Origin of the sequence: Bartonella krasnovii (assembly GCF_003606345.3) — a bacterium.
Taxonomy (GTDB): domain Bacteria; phylum Pseudomonadota; class Alphaproteobacteria; order Rhizobiales; family Rhizobiaceae; genus Bartonella; species Bartonella krasnovii.
In genome coordinates, this window is sequence record NZ_CP031844.2 from 1,276,358 (window position 1) to 1,292,476 (window position 16,119).

The window sequence follows — 16,119 nt, forward strand, 5'->3', positions numbered from 1 at the left end:
ACTGAACGTGAGGAAAAAAGAGAAGAATATCCATCAATGCTTGAGCATCATTCCCCCTCTCTAAACATTCTGTTCTTCAATCAGCTGTAGCCAAGCCTCTTCATCGATAACCTCAACACCTAACTCCCCAGCTTTAGTCAATTTTGATCCCGCTCCAGGCCCTGCAACAAGAAGATCTGTTTTTTTAGAGAGTGAACCGGAAGTCTTTGCCCCTAATCGCTCTGCTAATGCTTTTGCTTCATCGCGAGACATACGCGTCAAAGTTCCTGTAAAAACTATGATCTTTCCCGCTAACGATGAAGATGCTGCCAAAACAGGCTCCTCATCGAGAGGAGTCACTTCTTCAAGCAAAACAGCCAAAACCTCACGATTATGGGCTTCCTTATAAAAATCAACAATCGCACTGCCTACCTGTGGTCCAATTCCTTCGATATTGGTAAGCTCTAGCCAAGCTTCATTACCTTCTTTATCTTCCTGCTCACATGGCATAAGTGCTTCCATTGCCGCAGTTTCAAAAGCTGTATAAGTTTGATAAGCGCGTGCAAGACGCCGCGCATTCACCTCACCAACATGACGAATCCCTAGAGCAAACAAAAAACGGCTTAAGGGAATTTTGCGACGTGCATTAATGGCATCATACAATTTCCGCACAGAAACAGCACCAAAACCTTCCATATTTTCCAAACGAACTAACGAGTTTTCTTGACGCCGTTGTAAAGTAAAAATATCAGCGGGTGTCTGAATACGAAGCGCTTCATCTTGAGCGTGGAAAAAAAACTCTACTTGTTTTTTACCCAAACCCTCAATATCAAAAGCATTGCGCGCAACGAAATGACGAATACGCTCAATTGCTTGTGCAGGACAAATAAGCCCCCCTGTACATCGACGCACCGCTTCTTCTGCTTCACGAACCGCATGACTCCCACAAGCAGGGCAGAGATGAGGGAAAACAAAAGCAGAAGAATCTTTTGGACGTTTTTCCACTACAATATCAACAACTTGAGGAATTACATCACCAGCACGTTGTATAATCACCGTATCGCCGATACGAATATCACGCCCCTCACGAATGGGCTCTCCTTTATGACCAATTCCTTTAATATAATCCTCATTATGCAAACTAGCATTGGTCACCACCACCCCACCAACAGTGATCGGCGTAAGACGCGCAACAGGTGTTAATGCACCGGTGCGCCCCACTTGAATATCAATACCCTCTAAAAGAGTCACAGCCTTTTCTGCTGGAAATTTATGCGCAATAGCCCAACGCGGCGAACGAGAAACAAATCCCAACCGCTTTTGGAGCATCAAATCATTAACCTTATAAACAATGCCATCAATATCATAGTTTAAAGAATAACGGCGTTCTTCTATATCATGATAATAGGAAATAATTTCTTCTACTTTCTTAAAAACTTTTGTTAATGGATTGATAATAAAGCCATATTCTTTGAGCTTTTTCATCATCTCCATTTGGCTTTCTGCAAATATTTCACTCACTTCACCACAAGCATAAGCAAAAAATCGCAGCTTTCTACTGGCAGTTATCCGTGAATCCAGTTGGCGCAGCGATCCAGCCGCCGCATTTCGAGGATTGGCAAAGATTAGCTTCCCCTTCTCTTGCTGGCTGATATTAAGTGCTTGGAAATCTTCCCGCCCCATATAAACTTCACCGCGAACCTCAAGAATATCAGGAAATTTTCCTTGCAAAACTTTTGGAATATCAGAAATTGTTCGTGCATTCGCTGTCACATTTTCACCAACAGTTCCATCACCCCGCGTTGCGGCACATACAAGCCGCCCCTTTTCATAGCGCAAAGACAACGACAAACCATCAATTTTTGGCTCTGCTGTTATTTCTAACATTTGTGTTTCTGAAAACCGTAAAAAACGACGCACACGTTCAACAAATTCAGTGACATCTTCAAAGCTAAACGCATTATCAAGGGAAAGCATCGGTTGTGTATGAACAGATTTTTCAAACTTCTCTAAAACCGGTGCTCCAATTTTATGTGAAGGAGAGTCTATACGAACAAGGTCAGGAAAGAGAGCTTCAATTTCCGCATTACGCCGGCGAAGAGCATCATATTCTGCATCAGAAATTTCAGGTTGATCATCACGATTATAAAGCACATCATGACGTGCAATCTCTTTTGCTAACCACTCTAATTCACTTTCTGCTTCAAGAGCAGTAAGGTTTTTAATTCTGTCCTTATTCATAAAATCTATTCCAAATGGTGGACTATCGTCATAAAAATCTCAACTCTTTAATTTAAAAAAGTGAACTTAAATAAACACATGCTTGTCAGACTTTTTATCTTATCGCAAATGCTGACTAAGCAAGAAGCTTTTGAGCAGCCGCTCGTGCCTCCTCAGTAATCTGTTCCCCTGCCAACATACGAGCAATTTCTTCTGCACGCTCCTGCTCTTCCATTTTATGAATAGCTGTAACAAAGTGCCCTTTATCATCACTTTCAATTTTTGAAATAAGAAAATGACTATGCGCTTTCGACGCAACTTGGGGTGCGTGCGTAATAGCAAAAACCTGAATCTTTTCCGACAAACGTTGCAACCGCTGCCCAATAGCGGCCGCAACAGCGCCCCCAGCACCTGTATCAATTTCATCAAAAACCAATGTGGGAGCCGATCCGCGATCAGATAACACAACCTTTAATGCCAATAAAAAACGAGATAACTCACCACCAGAAGCAACACTTAACATTGGTCCAGCCCGTGTTCCAGGATTAGTTCGAACAAAATATTCAATACGATCACACCCCTCTGCACTTCGCCTTTCAACATCAGTCTGCATTTCAACAATAAATTCTGCCTTTTCTAATTTCAATGCCGGCAACTCAGCTATAACACTTTCAGATAAATGCTTTGCTGTCTCTCGACGCTTTATTGTTAAGGCTTGTGCCAATGTATCATAATGTTTCTGTGCCTCTCTTGCCTCATCTTCAAAACGCGTTAACGTGTTCTGAGCCTCTTCAAAATCAGTAAGTTCAGCATCCATTTTATCGTGTAACTGAACCAACTCATCCGCAGAAACTTGATATTTACGAGCAAAACCGCGAAGCGTAAAAAGGCGTTCTTCTATCTGTTCTAATTCATCAGGTTCAAAATCCAATGCCCGCATAGCCGCCTCAATCCCTTCCTGTGCGGTTGCAAGTGCATGCAATGCCTCATCAAGAGATTTCACCACTGGTGTAATAAGCTCTTCTGCCTCAGGAATTTTCCGCTCCAAACGCCTTACCAAATTAGAAAGAACAGGGATTGGCGATTTTTGACCACTTAAAAGATCATCTGCTTCTTTAATATCCGTCGCTATTTTTTCTAATTTAAGCATATCGGCACGGCGAAGAGAAAGAGCACCTTCTTCACCAACTTGAAAATCAAGTTTTTCAAGCTCTTCTACACATGCCCGAAGATAATCCATCTCACGCGTTGCATTCTCTACTTTAAGACGCTGTTGTTGCAAACGCTCTTCACATTCATGCCATACCCGATAACATTGACGTAAATTTTTTACATCATCTTCAAGTCTGCCAAAAGCATCTAATAACTGGCGATGCATCGCAACATCAACAAGCGCACGATCATCATGCTGTCCATGGATTTCAACCAAGTGACGACCAACACTCCGCATTAAGGAAACACTCGCCACCTGATCATTGATAAAGACACGACTGCGTCCATCACTCGATTGCACACGTCGTAAAATGATATCCCCCTCATCATCAAGACCATTCTCACGAATAAGCTGACGTGCAGGATGTGAAAGAGGGACATCAAAAACAGCAGTGACCTGCCCGCGATCTGTACCATGACGCACAAGCGAAGCATCCCCTCGTCCTCCAAGAGCCAGCGACAAAGCATCAAGTAAAATAGATTTTCCCGCCCCTGTTTCTCCAGTTAAAACTGTTAACCCCGCCGTAAAATGAATATCGAGCGTTTCGATCAAAACAATATTATGAATCGAAAGCTGTACCAGCATGAGAGAATCAACGTACCCTCTTCTTATCACCACCTAAAGCATTTGAAATCCAAGAAGATTTATGCTCATGTGGCGCTATTTTATTTTTCTGCAAGAGATTATAAGAAAATTTATACCACTCACTTTTGGGATAATTCCGTCCTAAAATAGCTGCTGCCGTCTGTGCTTCAGCCGTTAAACCAAGAGCCAGATTAACTTCTGTCAAGCGGAAAAGCGCTTCTTCAATTTGATTTGTATCGGAATACTCTTCAACGACGGTACGAAAGCGTCTACTTGCAGCAAGATAACGCCGCCCTTCTTCGTAATAACGGCCAATCTGCATTTCTTTACCAGCCAACTGTTCGCGCCCGAAACGTATTTTATCCTTAGCATCCCTGACATATTCAGAATGAGGATAACGCTCTATAAGGAGCTGCATCGCAGCAATAGCGCGTTTTGTATCACGTTGATCACGCGTAACATCAGGAATTCGACGAAAAGAAGAAAGACCAATAATATAGTACGCATAAGCCGAGTCACTAGATCCAGGATAAAGAGTAATATAGCGTTGAGCCATACTAATTGAATCATCATATTTTCCGAGACGATAATTTGTAAAAGCACCCATGACTAGAGATTTACGACCCCAGTCTGTATAAGCATACTGTTTTTCAATCCTAAGAAATTTTTTAGCAGCATCTCCAAGCCGCCCACTTTCAAGGCTCACAAGCGCTTGATTATAGAGAACATCTGGTGGATCCATTTTTAAAACATAAGCAGATGGATCAAGGGTATTTTTCTCTTTAAAGAGACATCCCGCTAACATACAGGTGCTTCCCAAAAGCACCACCCCTAATATCTTGCGTACAATGTTAGATTTTCTATATGCCATGTTTCTAATGCACACATGAGATTTTTTCATAGTTTTTCCGGCCTCCACAGAACATCATCTTGCAGCAAAAATAATTTGTTAAAAGCTCTTATACCATATCACTTTAAAATGCACATAACCAATTTAGCAGTTTAGGTCAATCATCCCCTTAAAAATCAAATAAACAATAAAAAAATCTTGTCAATTTTCTTTTACTCTTTCTATAAGGAGTTTTTTTCGTAATATGATTCGTCTGCCAAAAGAGCTTTCACCAATTGTGCATTAATTCTATGGCCACTACAATAAGAACGAAATAATCCAATAAAAGGGCCTCCGAGCAAAGCAGTATCACCAATCGCATCAAGCATCTTATGCCGAACAAATTCATTTTCCCAATAAGGACCATCGGGATTTAAAATTTTGTCATTCAAACCGATAACAAGAGAATTTTCTAAAGAAGCGCCTCTTGCCTTTCCAGAAAGGCGTAATTTTTCCACATCTTTGATAAAACCAAAAGTCCGTGCACGTGACAAATCATCGCGAAACCCTCCTGTGGTAAGATCAAAACTGAAATGTTGCCTACCAATGGCAGAAGAAGGAAAAGAAATTGTTATATCAAAACGGCGCCCATCAAATGGCAAAAGCTCTGCAAAACCATGAGATCCTTCAACCCGTAACGGCTTTTTTATCATAAAATAAGAACGGTATACATTTTGCTGGACAATGCCAACATCTTCAAAAGCTTGGCAATATTGCCATGCAGAACCATCTAAAATAGGGATCTCATTATGCGACACCTCAATAACAAGATTGTCTAAATTATAAGCAGCAATGGCTGCCATCAAATGTTCAATTGTTTCAACCCTTACCTCTCCATCTCCAAGCACTGTTGATAACTCAGTTTCTCCCATTTGCGATGCATGGGCTTGAAATATTTTCTCTGTTCCATCTAATCCACAACGCTTAAAAAGAATACCACATCCAACATCAGCTGGACAAACCTTTACCACTGACAAACAACCACTGTGAACGCCAACCCCCTTAAACATTACTGCTTTTTTAAGAGTAGACTGATATCTTGGCACCAAATTCATCATATTATTTTATTGCATTTCTTTTACATCTTTTAAAAAAATTTATAAATCTATACAAAAAGTATTCATAGTAAATAATAAAAAAAACCGCTTATTATAAGCGGTTTTTTTTAAAACAAAGTATTTTATCTAAAACAACAGTATATTTTACTTTATAATTTCTGTCTCATCGTTAAAGAGATCATAAAGTTTCTTACTTTTCCTCATTTTTTACCAATTAATTTACCTGACGACGTAAAAACGCTGGTATTTCTAACTGATCTTCTTCACTGATAAAAGTACGCTGATCTTGTGGAACTTGAGGATGCAACTCACCAGAACGACGTGGAACATAAACAGAAGCATCTTGAGAAAGCGCCTGAGAATTTTTATTGTAAGGAGAAGATTCTTGCTGCTGTGAGGATCTCACTGCAGGTTCCAACCTTGCTTCTTGTTCTTCATCTTCGCGATGTGTCAAGCTCTGTTTCAAACGCTGCCAAAGATTACGAGGACCTTGATCAGTCACTGACGCTCTTTGTCTGTGTCCATGAGCGACAGGAGGAAAATCCTTTAACTCAGGCATCCGCATTGGAGCACGCGCTTGCATCTGTTGCGTTTGTTTTGGTGGCACTAGCTTTTCTTTTTGCTTTACAACCCCTGTCATCTCATCAAGAACATGCGCTGTAGCCTCCATGCTCACAGGAGCCGCCATAGTTTGTTGAGAAGTACGGCTCACTTGCATACGTGGAGCATTTGATATCTGATCCTGCGCAATATTTGAACCATAAGCAACAGATTTTGTCGCACTTCGCGTCGTCATTGCTTCTGCAGGCTGTGCAAAAATTTGACTTTTAGGACGGAACTGTTCACCTGTTGACTTACCTTTTTCTATTTCAAGTGATTCAATGACTTCAACCATTGATTCAGAACGTAAGGGCGATGACTGAACATGAAAAGAACTGTGTGAGGTTCCGGGATCATTCTTGCGTATTGAAGAGGTCGGTCTTTGAATCTGAGGCTGAGATGGCTGAACCACATCACTAACCTCACGATCAATACCGGTAGCAACCACAGAAACACGGATAACACCTTCCAATGACTCATCATCAATGGCCCCAAAGATCACATTCGCATCAGCATCCACTTCTTCACGAATACGATTAGCAGCTTCATCAACCTCAAAGAGAGTCATATCACGCCCGCCCGTAATAGAAATCAATAACCCACGCGCTCCACGCATAGAAGTATCATCTAACAATGGGTTCGCAATAGCCGCTTCAGCAGCAGCCAAAGCACGCCCCTCACCAGATGCCTCACCCGTTCCCATCATGGCTCGACCCATTTCGTGCATAACAGAACGAACATCAGCAAAATCGAGGTTTATCAATCCCTCTTTAATCATCAAATCCGTAATGGAAGCAACACCAGAATAAAGCACTTGGTCAGCCATAGCAAAAGCATCAGCAAATGTTGTTTTATCATTTGCAATACGGAAAAGATTTTGATTGGGAATAACAATCAATGTATCAACAGACTTTTGTAATTCTTCAATACCAGCCTCTGCTGTTTTCATACGACGAGCCCCTTCAAACTGAAATGGCTTTGTCACGACACCAACGGTCAAAATACCTTTTTCACGTGCCGCGCGAGCAACAACAGGAGCAGCCCCTGTTCCAGTACCTCCCCCCATACCAGCAGTAATAAAAACCATGTGAGAGTCTGCAAGATGATCGATAATTTCATCAATACATTCCTCTGCCGCCGCTTGTCCAACTTCTGGTAAAGCCCCAGCACCCAAACCTTCTGTCACAGCAGCACCAAGCTGGATAACACGTTCAGCCTTTGACATAGCCAAAGCCTGTGCATCCGTATTTGCAACAACAAAGTCAACTCCCTGAAGACCAGCATTAATCATATTATTCACGGCATTCCCGCCACCACCTCCAACACCAAAAACGGTAATGCGTGGCTTCAATTCCGCGATATCTGGCCGATGCAGATTAATCGTCATTTTCTTTTCCTTCTCATAAGACACCGCAAGCCAAAGCGATGAAATTTATCCAACTAGACTTAACTAAAAACTCTCACGCAACCACTGACCAACACGCTGAAAATACCCACGCGTGCTCATCGATAAATGATTTCCTGCCGCCTGCATTGTTTTTTCTTCAAAACCCACCAATTGCGGATAAATTAACAACCCAACAGCAGATGTAAACGCCGCCCCTTTTGCAAGAGAAGGAAGCCTCGAAATCCCTAAAGGCCGCCCGATACGGACATTTCTTCCTAATATAGTACGTGCCATTTCTGGCAACCCTGTTAACTGGCTTGCTCCCCCAGTTAAAATAACACGCTTACCAATGATGTGACCAAAACCAGAACGATTTAAGCAATCGCGCACCATTTCTAAAATTTCTTCAACACGCGCACGAACGATGCGCCCAAGAACCGCGCGAGGATATTGAATTTCACGCTGTTCACTTCCAATTTCTGCTACATTAATCATTTGCCGCTCATCAGCACTTGTTAAAAGTGCTGAACCATAAACAACTTTTAAACGTTCCGCCTCTGTTAGAGACATAGAAAATCCACGCGCAACATCAAGAGTAACATGATGCCCCCCAACTGCCAAAGCATCTGCGTGTACAAATTTCCCCTCAAAAAATACTGAAAACGTTGTTGTTCCACCACCAAAATCAATACATGCAGCCCCTAAATGCGCCTCATCATTCATTAAGACAGCAAGACCACTTGCAAAGGGAGTGGCAACCATTGCTTCAACACTCAAATGTGCACGATTAATACATGTTTCTAAATTGCGCAAAGAGGCTGTTTCTGCTGTGACCACATGTACATCGACACCAAATGTCTCTCCTGCCATGCCAATAGGATCCGAAATTCCTTTTTCTCCATCCAAGACATAAGAAACTGGAACTGAGTGCATAACATGGCGTTCAGCATCAAAAGCTTTACGCGAAACATCTGAAAAGACCATACGCATATCACGCTTAGTGACTTCACGACCGTTCAAATGGACCTTTCCATGAATCAAAGCACTTTGTAATCGACTTGAGGAAAAATTCACAATTACTGAATCCACCACCAAACCAGCCATTTTTTCTGCTGCATCAACAGCCAAACGTATTGATTGTTCTGCTGCAAACATATCCATGACAACACCGGATTTAATACCGCGTGAACGCTGCACTCCAAAGCCTAGAATTTCCATAGAATGCGTACGACCATGCAAATAGTGCGCATATTTCAAAGGACGCAAACAGGCAATAAGACAGACAATCTTACTTGAGCCAACATCAAGGACCGTTAAAAAACGTGTCTTACGCCCCCCCCGATGATGTGATCTGAGCAACATCATGGGTTTCCTACCTTTCGCGCCTTTAAAATACGTTCTTCTTCTGCAACACGAGCTTGATAACGCTCCAACGTTTCATCTGATAAAGAAACAGTAATTCGATCAGCAAGACGTAAATCAATATTGAGAATATCGCGTGATAAAAGATCTTGCATTGTACCAGATGAAACAAGAGAGGAAAGTCTTTCAATGGCATCATTTTCTGGCAACATAACACGCATTCCATTATCCAAAACCAGATCCCAACGCCGATCACCTACCCGCACAAAAGCACGAACACGATCATACACTTGCCGATAAACTGACAGCGCTTGAATAAATCCTTTAGCTGCATTTTGCGCACCCTGCCCAACCACAAGAGGCAAACCCCGAACAACTTCTCCTTTAAAAGGAACAATAACACGCCCCGTATGATCAACAATATCCATTATACTATCATGTTGCCAAATAGCATAAGGCTCACGCTCCACGATGGAAATACGCATTCTATTGGGATAAATTTTCTGAACATTTGCCGATTGAACCCAAGCCTGTTTTTCCAAAAGAGAACGTGCTCTTTCAACATCAAAAGTGAATATAGAAGGCGCAACATCAAGTTCTAAAATTTTCAAAATATCTCGTTTTGTCAAACGCTTATTACCACTGATATCAACATCAACGACCACAAAACCACTATCCGATATAATCGTGTTTACGATCATAGCCATCTGACCACTTGATGAAAGTCCATAAAAAGCTGTCACAAAGAAAAACCATACAACAGCAAAAGAGCCGAAATGGCGTGGAATATGAATGTTGAAAAAAGCAAACTCAAACATAAACCGAAGAAAACGACGATAAAGACGTGGCAAAGCCGGCACTGAAAGCACCTCCATCGGAACATTTATTTTATTAACATTCAACGCATACATGATGCGTCCTCCACCATCCATTGAACAATATCGCCGTAAGTACGGCCGCTCGCTTTTGCAATATCAGGAAGAAGAGACGTCGATGTCATACCGGGTTGCGTATTAATTTCAAGCCAAACCAATTCTCCTGTTTTCTCATCAAAACGAAAATCAGAACGGCTAACACCTCGACACCCTATCGCCTGATGGGCTGCTAAAGACATTCTTTGCACACTTTGGTAAATATTTAGTGAAAGTTGTGCAGGACAAATGTGAAGAGAACCACCTGTCTTATATTTTGAGTCATAATCGTAGAACTGAAAATGCGGATCAGGAAGAATTTCACACACATCCAGCACTTCATTACCTAAAACAGCACAAGTCAATTCACGACCAGGAATATATTTTTCAACCATCACCTCATCGGCATATCCCCACTCAACTCCCCCAATACTATGCGGTGGTACAGCTTCATTTTCCTGGACAATGACAACACCAAAACTTGATCCTTCACACACAGGTTTAATAACATAAGGAGGCTCCATGGGATGCACCTGCCCAACAGCAAAACGGTTCATAATACGAGAAGGAGCAACACAAACCCCAACACTTGCAACAATAATTTTTGCACGCCCCTTATCCATAGCCAAAGCAGATGCCATCACACCAGAATGGGTATAAGGAATTTTTAAATATTCAAGAATTCCCTGAATCCGACCATCTTCACCAAATGGACCATGCAATGCATTGAAAGCAATATCGGGCTGCAACCGTTCAAGAACAGAAGCAATATGAGTGTCAACATCCACGCGGCTCACGCGATACCCTTGTGCCTCAAGAACATCAGCACAAGCCACCCCTGAAGATAAACTTACAGAGCGTTCAGAAGAAAAACCTCCCATTAACACAGCTATATGTTTATCTTTCATAATAAATCACCCTCTTTCGCATACTATATGTAGCCTATATAGAAGACATCAGTACCACATACAGAAAAAACACAGTTTATCCTTGCGAATCAATAACCTAGCATTTCGCATAATGAATCAGACTCAAAAGCCTGATGCAAGATATTCTTTGTTAATTTATTGATTCTTAATGGAATTTTTTTATTATCTCTTTGAAATGACTCAATTTTTTATTTGCACTTTTTTAGTGAACAATAAATCAATGAAATGGATCAAAAGGAGAAACACTTCGACCCTGCTCAAATTGACCAATACGCTCTATTTCCCATTGTAAAAGGTGAGCCGAATGTGCAAAAACACGCGCACGCACTGTTTCTCCCAACACTTCAAGATCATAGCCGGTTGCTTGCCCTGTATTAATCATAAAATTACAGTGCATTTCACTCATTTGAGCGCCACCAACTCGTAAACCTCGACACCCTGCTTCATCAATCATACGCCATGCGGATGTATCTTTAGGATTTTTAAAAGTTGACCCCCCTGTCTTTTCACGAATAGGTTGTACAGTTTCTCTATGGAGAGCAACTTCATCCATAGCAGCACGAATAGCATCTTTATGACCAGGTTCCCCTTCCAACAAAGCAGCCGTAAAAATAAAATCTTTAGGAATATCACAATGACGATAGGAGTAATGCATATCTTTTAAACTCAAGATATGACGTTGTCCCTTACGATCCAGCGCATAGACCTCAACAACACGTGCTGCGGTTTCAACACCATTTGCACCCGCATTCATTTTGAGAGCTCCTCCAAGACCACCAGGAATACCATGATAAAAATGGAAACCTGCAATTTCGGCCTTTAAAGCAGCGGCAGCTAAATGTTTATCCGCTGTACCAGCGCCAACTAAAAAGCTTTTTGAAGAAACTTGCTGTACTTGCCCAAAATTTTTGGGTGAAAGACGAATCACAACCCCAGGAACGCCCCCGTCACGCACCAGAAGATTAGAACCAATACCTACAATTGTTACAGGAACAGTTTCAGGCAAATTTTGAAGAAAGAGAGCTAAATCTTCTTCATCAACAGGCTGATAAAAAAGCTCTGCCAACCCACCGGTGCGAAACCATGTCACCTTACGCATCTCAACATTAGGGGTAAGTTTACCTCTTATACCACCCAACAGCGGCTGCAATTGCGCCAATAGCGCTTCACCATCAATGTGCTGAAAATTTATCATGATCATCAAGTCCCGACAACTGATGAGGCAACGCACAAGCCCATTGTGTAATATTGCCAGCACCAAGAAAAACAACATAGTCCTCTGCCTGAGCAAATTTTGAGACAAGAGATACAACATCTTCCAGACCGTGTATCAAGCGCACATCACGATGACCTGCCATTTTAATATGTTCTACCAATTCTTGCGAACCAACCCCTACAATAGGCTCTTCTCCAGCCGCATAAACAGGGGCAATCAACACTGTATCAGCATCATTAAAACAAGCAGCAAACTCATCAAATAAATGATACAAACGCGAATAACGATGGGGCTGTGCAATGGCAATGACACGCCCTTTTGCACTCTCACGCGCCGCACGCAAAACAGCTTTTATTTCAACAGGGTGATGTCCATAATCATCAAATATTTCAATGCCACGCCAACTTCCAGTTCGTGTAAAACGCCGTTTTACGCCTCCAAATTCCGCTAAACCCTTCTTTATTAATTCATTTGAAATACCAAGTTCATGCGCAATCGCTATCGCTGCTGTTGCATTGGCAACATTATGCTCTCCTGCCATGGGCAAAAGCAAATTTTTCAACTCAATCGTCCTTCCTGTCTTGCGTGAACGAACAAGAACATCAAAATACGTTTTTTGACCATCCATCGAAAGATTAAGAAAACGAACATCCGCTTGTGGATTTGCACCATAAGTAATCACCCAACGATCATCAATACGACCCGCCAATGACTGAACCTCTGGATGATCAAGACACAAAACAGCGAAACCATAAAAAGGGACATTTTCGACGAATTGTCGAAAAGCCTCACGCACAGCATCAAAACTTCCATAATGATCCAAATGCTCAGCATCAATATTGGTAACAACAGCAATATCAGCAGGCAACTTTAAAAATGTTCCATCGCTTTCATCAGCTTCAACAATCATCCAATCGCCCTCTCCCGTACGAGAATTCGTACCATAGGCATTAATAATACCGCCATTAATCACCACTGGATCAAAACGACCAGCATCAAGAAGCGCTGCAACCATTGATGTAGTCGTTGTTTTACCATGTGTACCACCTACCGCAATTGCGCGCCGGAATCGCATCAATTCCGCCAGCATTTCTGCACGTCTGACAAGCGGCAAATGTCTTTCTTTTGCAGCAATATACTCAGGATTTGTTTTTTTAACGGCAGTAGAAAAAACAACAACCTCTGCATTTCCTAAATTTTTAGCACAATGACCGATATGAACATTAATTCCTTTTCTCCGTAAACGTTCAACATTGGCACTCTCAATTTGATCGGACCCTTGAACTTTATAGCCAAGATTATAAAAAACCTCCGCAATTCCACTCATACCAATCCCCCCGATTCCAATAAAATGGATAACGCCTATATCAAGTGGCATTTTCATCAAAAAGCTCCTCTTTTATATCTGACAACAATCGCCCTGCAATTAAGGATTCAGCCATATCAGCAAGGCACCGAGTTGCATGAGGTTGCCCAACTTTTTTTGCAGCAAGCGCTTGTTTTTCCAATAAATGGGGTGCACAACAAGCTTGCATTAGAAGAGCAGAAAGCTTTTGTGCATTTAAATCTTTTTCTAATATAATTTGCGCACCACCCACACGTGCAAGAAGAGCAGCGTTGGCAGACTGATCATGATCCAAAGCATGAGGATAAGGAACAAGCAAAGCAGGTCGACCAATCACCGCTATCTCACAAACCGATGAAGCCCCAGCACGCGACAAAATAAAATGGGCGTGTGCCATACGTTCAGCCATATCATCAAAGAAAGGAGCAACTTCAGCTTGTATGCCCATATCGCAATAAGTTTTAATCAATTCTTCAGCGTCACCACGAATTTGCTGTACAATCTTTAAGCGTTTACGGTTCTGATCATCGAGCAAAGCAATCGCTTCTGGAACAATATGTGAAAAAAAAGAAGCCCCTTGACTACCCCCAAAAATCAAAAAATAAAACGGCTCATCACCTATAGAAGGCTGATAGGAAATTTCAGCCGCCTTCAACACAGCCTCACGCACTGGATTCCCCGTTAAAAGCGTTTTATGAGCATAAGGACCATGTGGTGATAACAAACCACCAGCGATTGCACGCACAAAAATTGCCAACACTCGGTTAGCACGCCCCATAACGGCATTTTGCTCATGAATAAATGTTACACGCCGCATTAAGGCCGCAATAAAAAGAGGAGGAAAACTCGGATACCCCCCAAAACCGCCAACCAGAACAGGACGTAATTTATAAAACAGCCCCAACGATTGCCCCATACCTCTAAGCAAAGACCAAAATGTTTTTATCAAAGCAAAAGGATGGCATCGTGTAAACGTTGCCGATGAAACGATATGTGTATGCTCTTTATCAAAGCTGCGGACAAAAGATCGCGCTCTTTCATCTGTTATTAAATGAACATCATATCCACGCCATCTTAATTCAACAGCAAGGGCTTCAGCAGGAAAAAGATGTCCACCTGTCCCCCCCGCCACCAAAACAATAACTTTTTTATCATTCATGAAGAGGTATCCAAGACAGAAGAAGAAAAAGCTGAAAGACGGGATTCTGGCCAACGACGTGTTAAACTGAGTAAAATTCCCATTGAAAACGCAATTGCCACCATTGATGAACCACCATAAGAAATAAACGGCAATGTCATGCCTTTGGGAGGGATTAAGTGAAGATTAACAGCCATATTAATCGCTGATTGAAAGCCTATCATCATGGCTATGCCCGTAATACCTAGACGTATAAAGGAATCACGCGTATTCATAGCTATATACAATGAACGCATAACGATAAAGCCAAAAAGCATCATAATTAACAAACAAAGAATAATACCATATTCCTCAGCAGCAACAGAAAATACAAAATCTGTATGGCTATCAGGAATGATACGTTTTACTGTTCCCTCTCCAGGACCTTGCCCAAACCAACCACCATTTAAAATAGCCTCACGTCCTACATCCACTTGGAAGGTATCTCCTTCCCCTGTCAAAAAACCATTGATACGATCGCGCACATGAGGCAGAAAAAGATAAGCAAGAATAATTCCTACAACGCCCAAAATGAGAAAGAAAAAAATAACCATAAGAGGCACACCAGCAATAAAAAAAAGCCCTCCCCATGTTGCACTTATTAAAATTGTTTGTCCAATATCAGGCTGTAAAACCAGAAGAACACAACAAATAGCATAAAGTAGAGTTGCTAACATGTAACCTGGAATTCCCCTCTTGCGTATCTGTTCTGAAAAAAGCCAAGCGGATATCACCACAAAAGCCGGCTTCATAAACTCTGAAGCTTGTACAGAAAAACCAAAGAGCAAAATCCACCGCCGTGCTCCCTTTAATTCAGGCCCCCAAAATAAGGTTGCAACCATAAGAGCAAGCGTTACAATGAGCAAAAGTGCACATAAACGACGAATATTAGGAAGCGAAAAAAAGGAAATAGTAACCATCGTAAAAAATGCTGAAATGCTAAAAATGATATGCCAGCGAACAAAATAAAAACTATCAGAAATTCCGATTTTTTTTGCAATAGTGGGACTCGCAGCAAAAGACAACATAATGCCAATCCCCATTAAAATTAAACAAGCCGCGAAAATAGAGCGATCAATTGTCCACCACCAATTCGCAATTGGATCTCTATCTGCACGCGTAATCATTTATATCCACCTTATCTGTTTTATAAATTATCTCAAAGTGATAAGGTTCCCCCAACCTGTCCACAAACACTTTAAAAATAAATTACACAAAAAAAGATTCCGGAGTCTTAACGCAAAATAT

At 41.7% G+C, this 16,119-nt stretch carries 12 protein-coding genes; all 12 read right to left on the reverse strand.

Translation table 11 applies throughout. The features are described from left to right. Positions 1–60: 60 nt before the first annotated feature. The 12 genes from ligA to D1092_RS05635 all read right to left on the reverse strand — a co-directional run bounded on the left by ligA (position 61) and on the right by D1092_RS05635 (position 15,998). The gene (ligA, locus tag D1092_RS05580; protein WP_120122525.1) at positions 61–2,220 is read right to left on the reverse strand and encodes an NAD-dependent DNA ligase LigA; all 2,160 of its coding nucleotides are present in this window, start codon (positions 2,218–2,220) and stop codon (positions 61–63) included. Between the two features lie 115 nt (positions 2,221–2,335). Next, positions 2,336–3,997 (reverse strand): DNA repair protein RecN, encoded by a 1,662-nt coding sequence (recN, locus tag D1092_RS05585; RefSeq protein WP_120122526.1) that lies wholly within the window; start codon positions 3,995–3,997, stop codon positions 2,336–2,338. 7 nt (positions 3,998–4,004) lie between these two features. Next, complete coding sequence (locus D1092_RS05590) at positions 4,005–4,898, reverse strand: outer membrane protein assembly factor BamD (RefSeq protein ID WP_120122527.1); 894 nt, start codon at positions 4,896–4,898, stop codon at positions 4,005–4,007. A gap of 170 nt (positions 4,899–5,068) precedes the next feature. Next, positions 5,069–5,944 (reverse strand): UDP-3-O-acyl-N-acetylglucosamine deacetylase, encoded by an 876-nt coding sequence (gene lpxC, locus D1092_RS05595; RefSeq protein ID WP_120122528.1) that lies wholly within the window; start codon positions 5,942–5,944, stop codon positions 5,069–5,071. Positions 5,945–6,158: 214 nt separating this feature from the next. Continuing rightward, positions 6,159–7,931 (reverse strand): cell division protein FtsZ, encoded by a 1,773-nt coding sequence (gene ftsZ / locus D1092_RS05600; protein ID WP_120122529.1) that lies wholly within the window; start codon positions 7,929–7,931, stop codon positions 6,159–6,161. 63 nt (positions 7,932–7,994) lie between these two features. Beyond that, the gene (ftsA, locus tag D1092_RS05605; protein ID WP_120122530.1) at positions 7,995–9,296 is read right to left on the reverse strand and encodes a cell division protein FtsA; all 1,302 of its coding nucleotides are present in this window, start codon (positions 9,294–9,296) and stop codon (positions 7,995–7,997) included. Further along, a complete protein-coding gene (locus D1092_RS05610) occupies positions 9,293–10,204 on the reverse strand; it encodes a cell division protein FtsQ/DivIB (protein WP_120122531.1) in 912 nt (303 codons plus the stop codon). Before D1092_RS05610 ends, ftsA begins: the two co-directional genes overlap by 4 nt. Further along, positions 10,192–11,112, reverse strand: a complete 921-nt coding sequence (locus D1092_RS05615; protein WP_120122532.1) for a D-alanine--D-alanine ligase — start codon at positions 11,110–11,112, stop codon at positions 10,192–10,194. The genes D1092_RS05610 and D1092_RS05615 overlap by 13 nt, the downstream gene beginning before the upstream one ends. Positions 11,113–11,350: 238 nt before the next feature. Then, the gene (gene murB, locus D1092_RS05620; RefSeq protein ID WP_120122800.1) at positions 11,351–12,328 is read right to left on the reverse strand and encodes a UDP-N-acetylmuramate dehydrogenase; all 978 of its coding nucleotides are present in this window, start codon (positions 12,326–12,328) and stop codon (positions 11,351–11,353) included. Further along, positions 12,306–13,733 carry a UDP-N-acetylmuramate--L-alanine ligase gene (murC, locus tag D1092_RS05625; protein WP_120122533.1) on the reverse strand — a complete coding sequence of 476 codons (1,428 nt, stop codon included), beginning with the start codon at positions 13,731–13,733 and terminating at the stop codon, positions 12,306–12,308. Before murC ends, murB begins: the two co-directional genes overlap by 23 nt. Continuing rightward, positions 13,717–14,853 carry a UDP-N-acetylglucosamine--N-acetylmuramyl-(pentapeptide) pyrophosphoryl-undecaprenol N-acetylglucosamine transferase gene (locus tag D1092_RS05630; RefSeq protein WP_120122534.1) on the reverse strand — a complete coding sequence of 379 codons (1,137 nt, stop codon included), beginning with the start codon at positions 14,851–14,853 and terminating at the stop codon, positions 13,717–13,719. The genes murC and D1092_RS05630 overlap by 17 nt, the downstream gene beginning before the upstream one ends. Then, a complete protein-coding gene (locus tag D1092_RS05635) occupies positions 14,850–15,998 on the reverse strand; it encodes an FtsW/RodA/SpoVE family cell cycle protein (protein ID WP_120122535.1) in 1,149 nt (382 codons plus the stop codon). The genes D1092_RS05630 and D1092_RS05635 overlap by 4 nt, the downstream gene beginning before the upstream one ends. Between the last annotated feature and the right edge of the window lie 121 nt (positions 15,999–16,119).

Bases quoted from the DNA above. Each gene is read 5' to 3' on its own strand.
- D1092_RS05615 (WP_120122532.1), bottom strand. From the start codon at position 11,112: ATGAAAGATAAACATATAGCTGTGTTAATGGGAGGTTTTTCTTCTGAA.
- D1092_RS05610 (WP_120122531.1), bottom strand. From the start codon at position 10,204: ATGTATGCGTTGAATGTTAATAAAATAAATGTTCCGATGGAGGTGCTT.
- ftsA (WP_120122530.1), bottom strand. From the start codon at position 9,296: ATGATGTTGCTCAGATCACATCATCGGGGGGGGCGTAAGACACGTTTT.
- recN (WP_120122526.1), bottom strand. From the start codon at position 3,997: ATGCTGGTACAGCTTTCGATTCATAATATTGTTTTGATCGAAACGCTC.
- murB (WP_120122800.1), bottom strand. From the start codon at position 12,328: ATGATAAATTTTCAGCACATTGATGGTGAAGCGCTATTGGCGCAATTG.
- D1092_RS05635 (WP_120122535.1), bottom strand. From the start codon at position 15,998: ATGATTACGCGTGCAGATAGAGATCCAATTGCGAATTGGTGGTGGACA.
- D1092_RS05590 (WP_120122527.1), bottom strand. From the start codon at position 4,898: ATGAAAAAATCTCATGTGTGCATTAGAAACATGGCATATAGAAAATCT.
- ligA (WP_120122525.1), bottom strand. From the start codon at position 2,220: ATGAATAAGGACAGAATTAAAAACCTTACTGCTCTTGAAGCAGAAAGT.
- ftsZ (WP_120122529.1), bottom strand. From the start codon at position 7,931: ATGACGATTAATCTGCATCGGCCAGATATCGCGGAATTGAAGCCACGC.
- lpxC (WP_120122528.1), bottom strand. From the start codon at position 5,944: ATGATGAATTTGGTGCCAAGATATCAGTCTACTCTTAAAAAAGCAGTA.
- D1092_RS05630 (WP_120122534.1), bottom strand. From the start codon at position 14,853: ATGAATGATAAAAAAGTTATTGTTTTGGTGGCGGGGGGGACAGGTGGA.
- murC (WP_120122533.1), bottom strand. From the start codon at position 13,733: ATGAAAATGCCACTTGATATAGGCGTTATCCATTTTATTGGAATCGGG.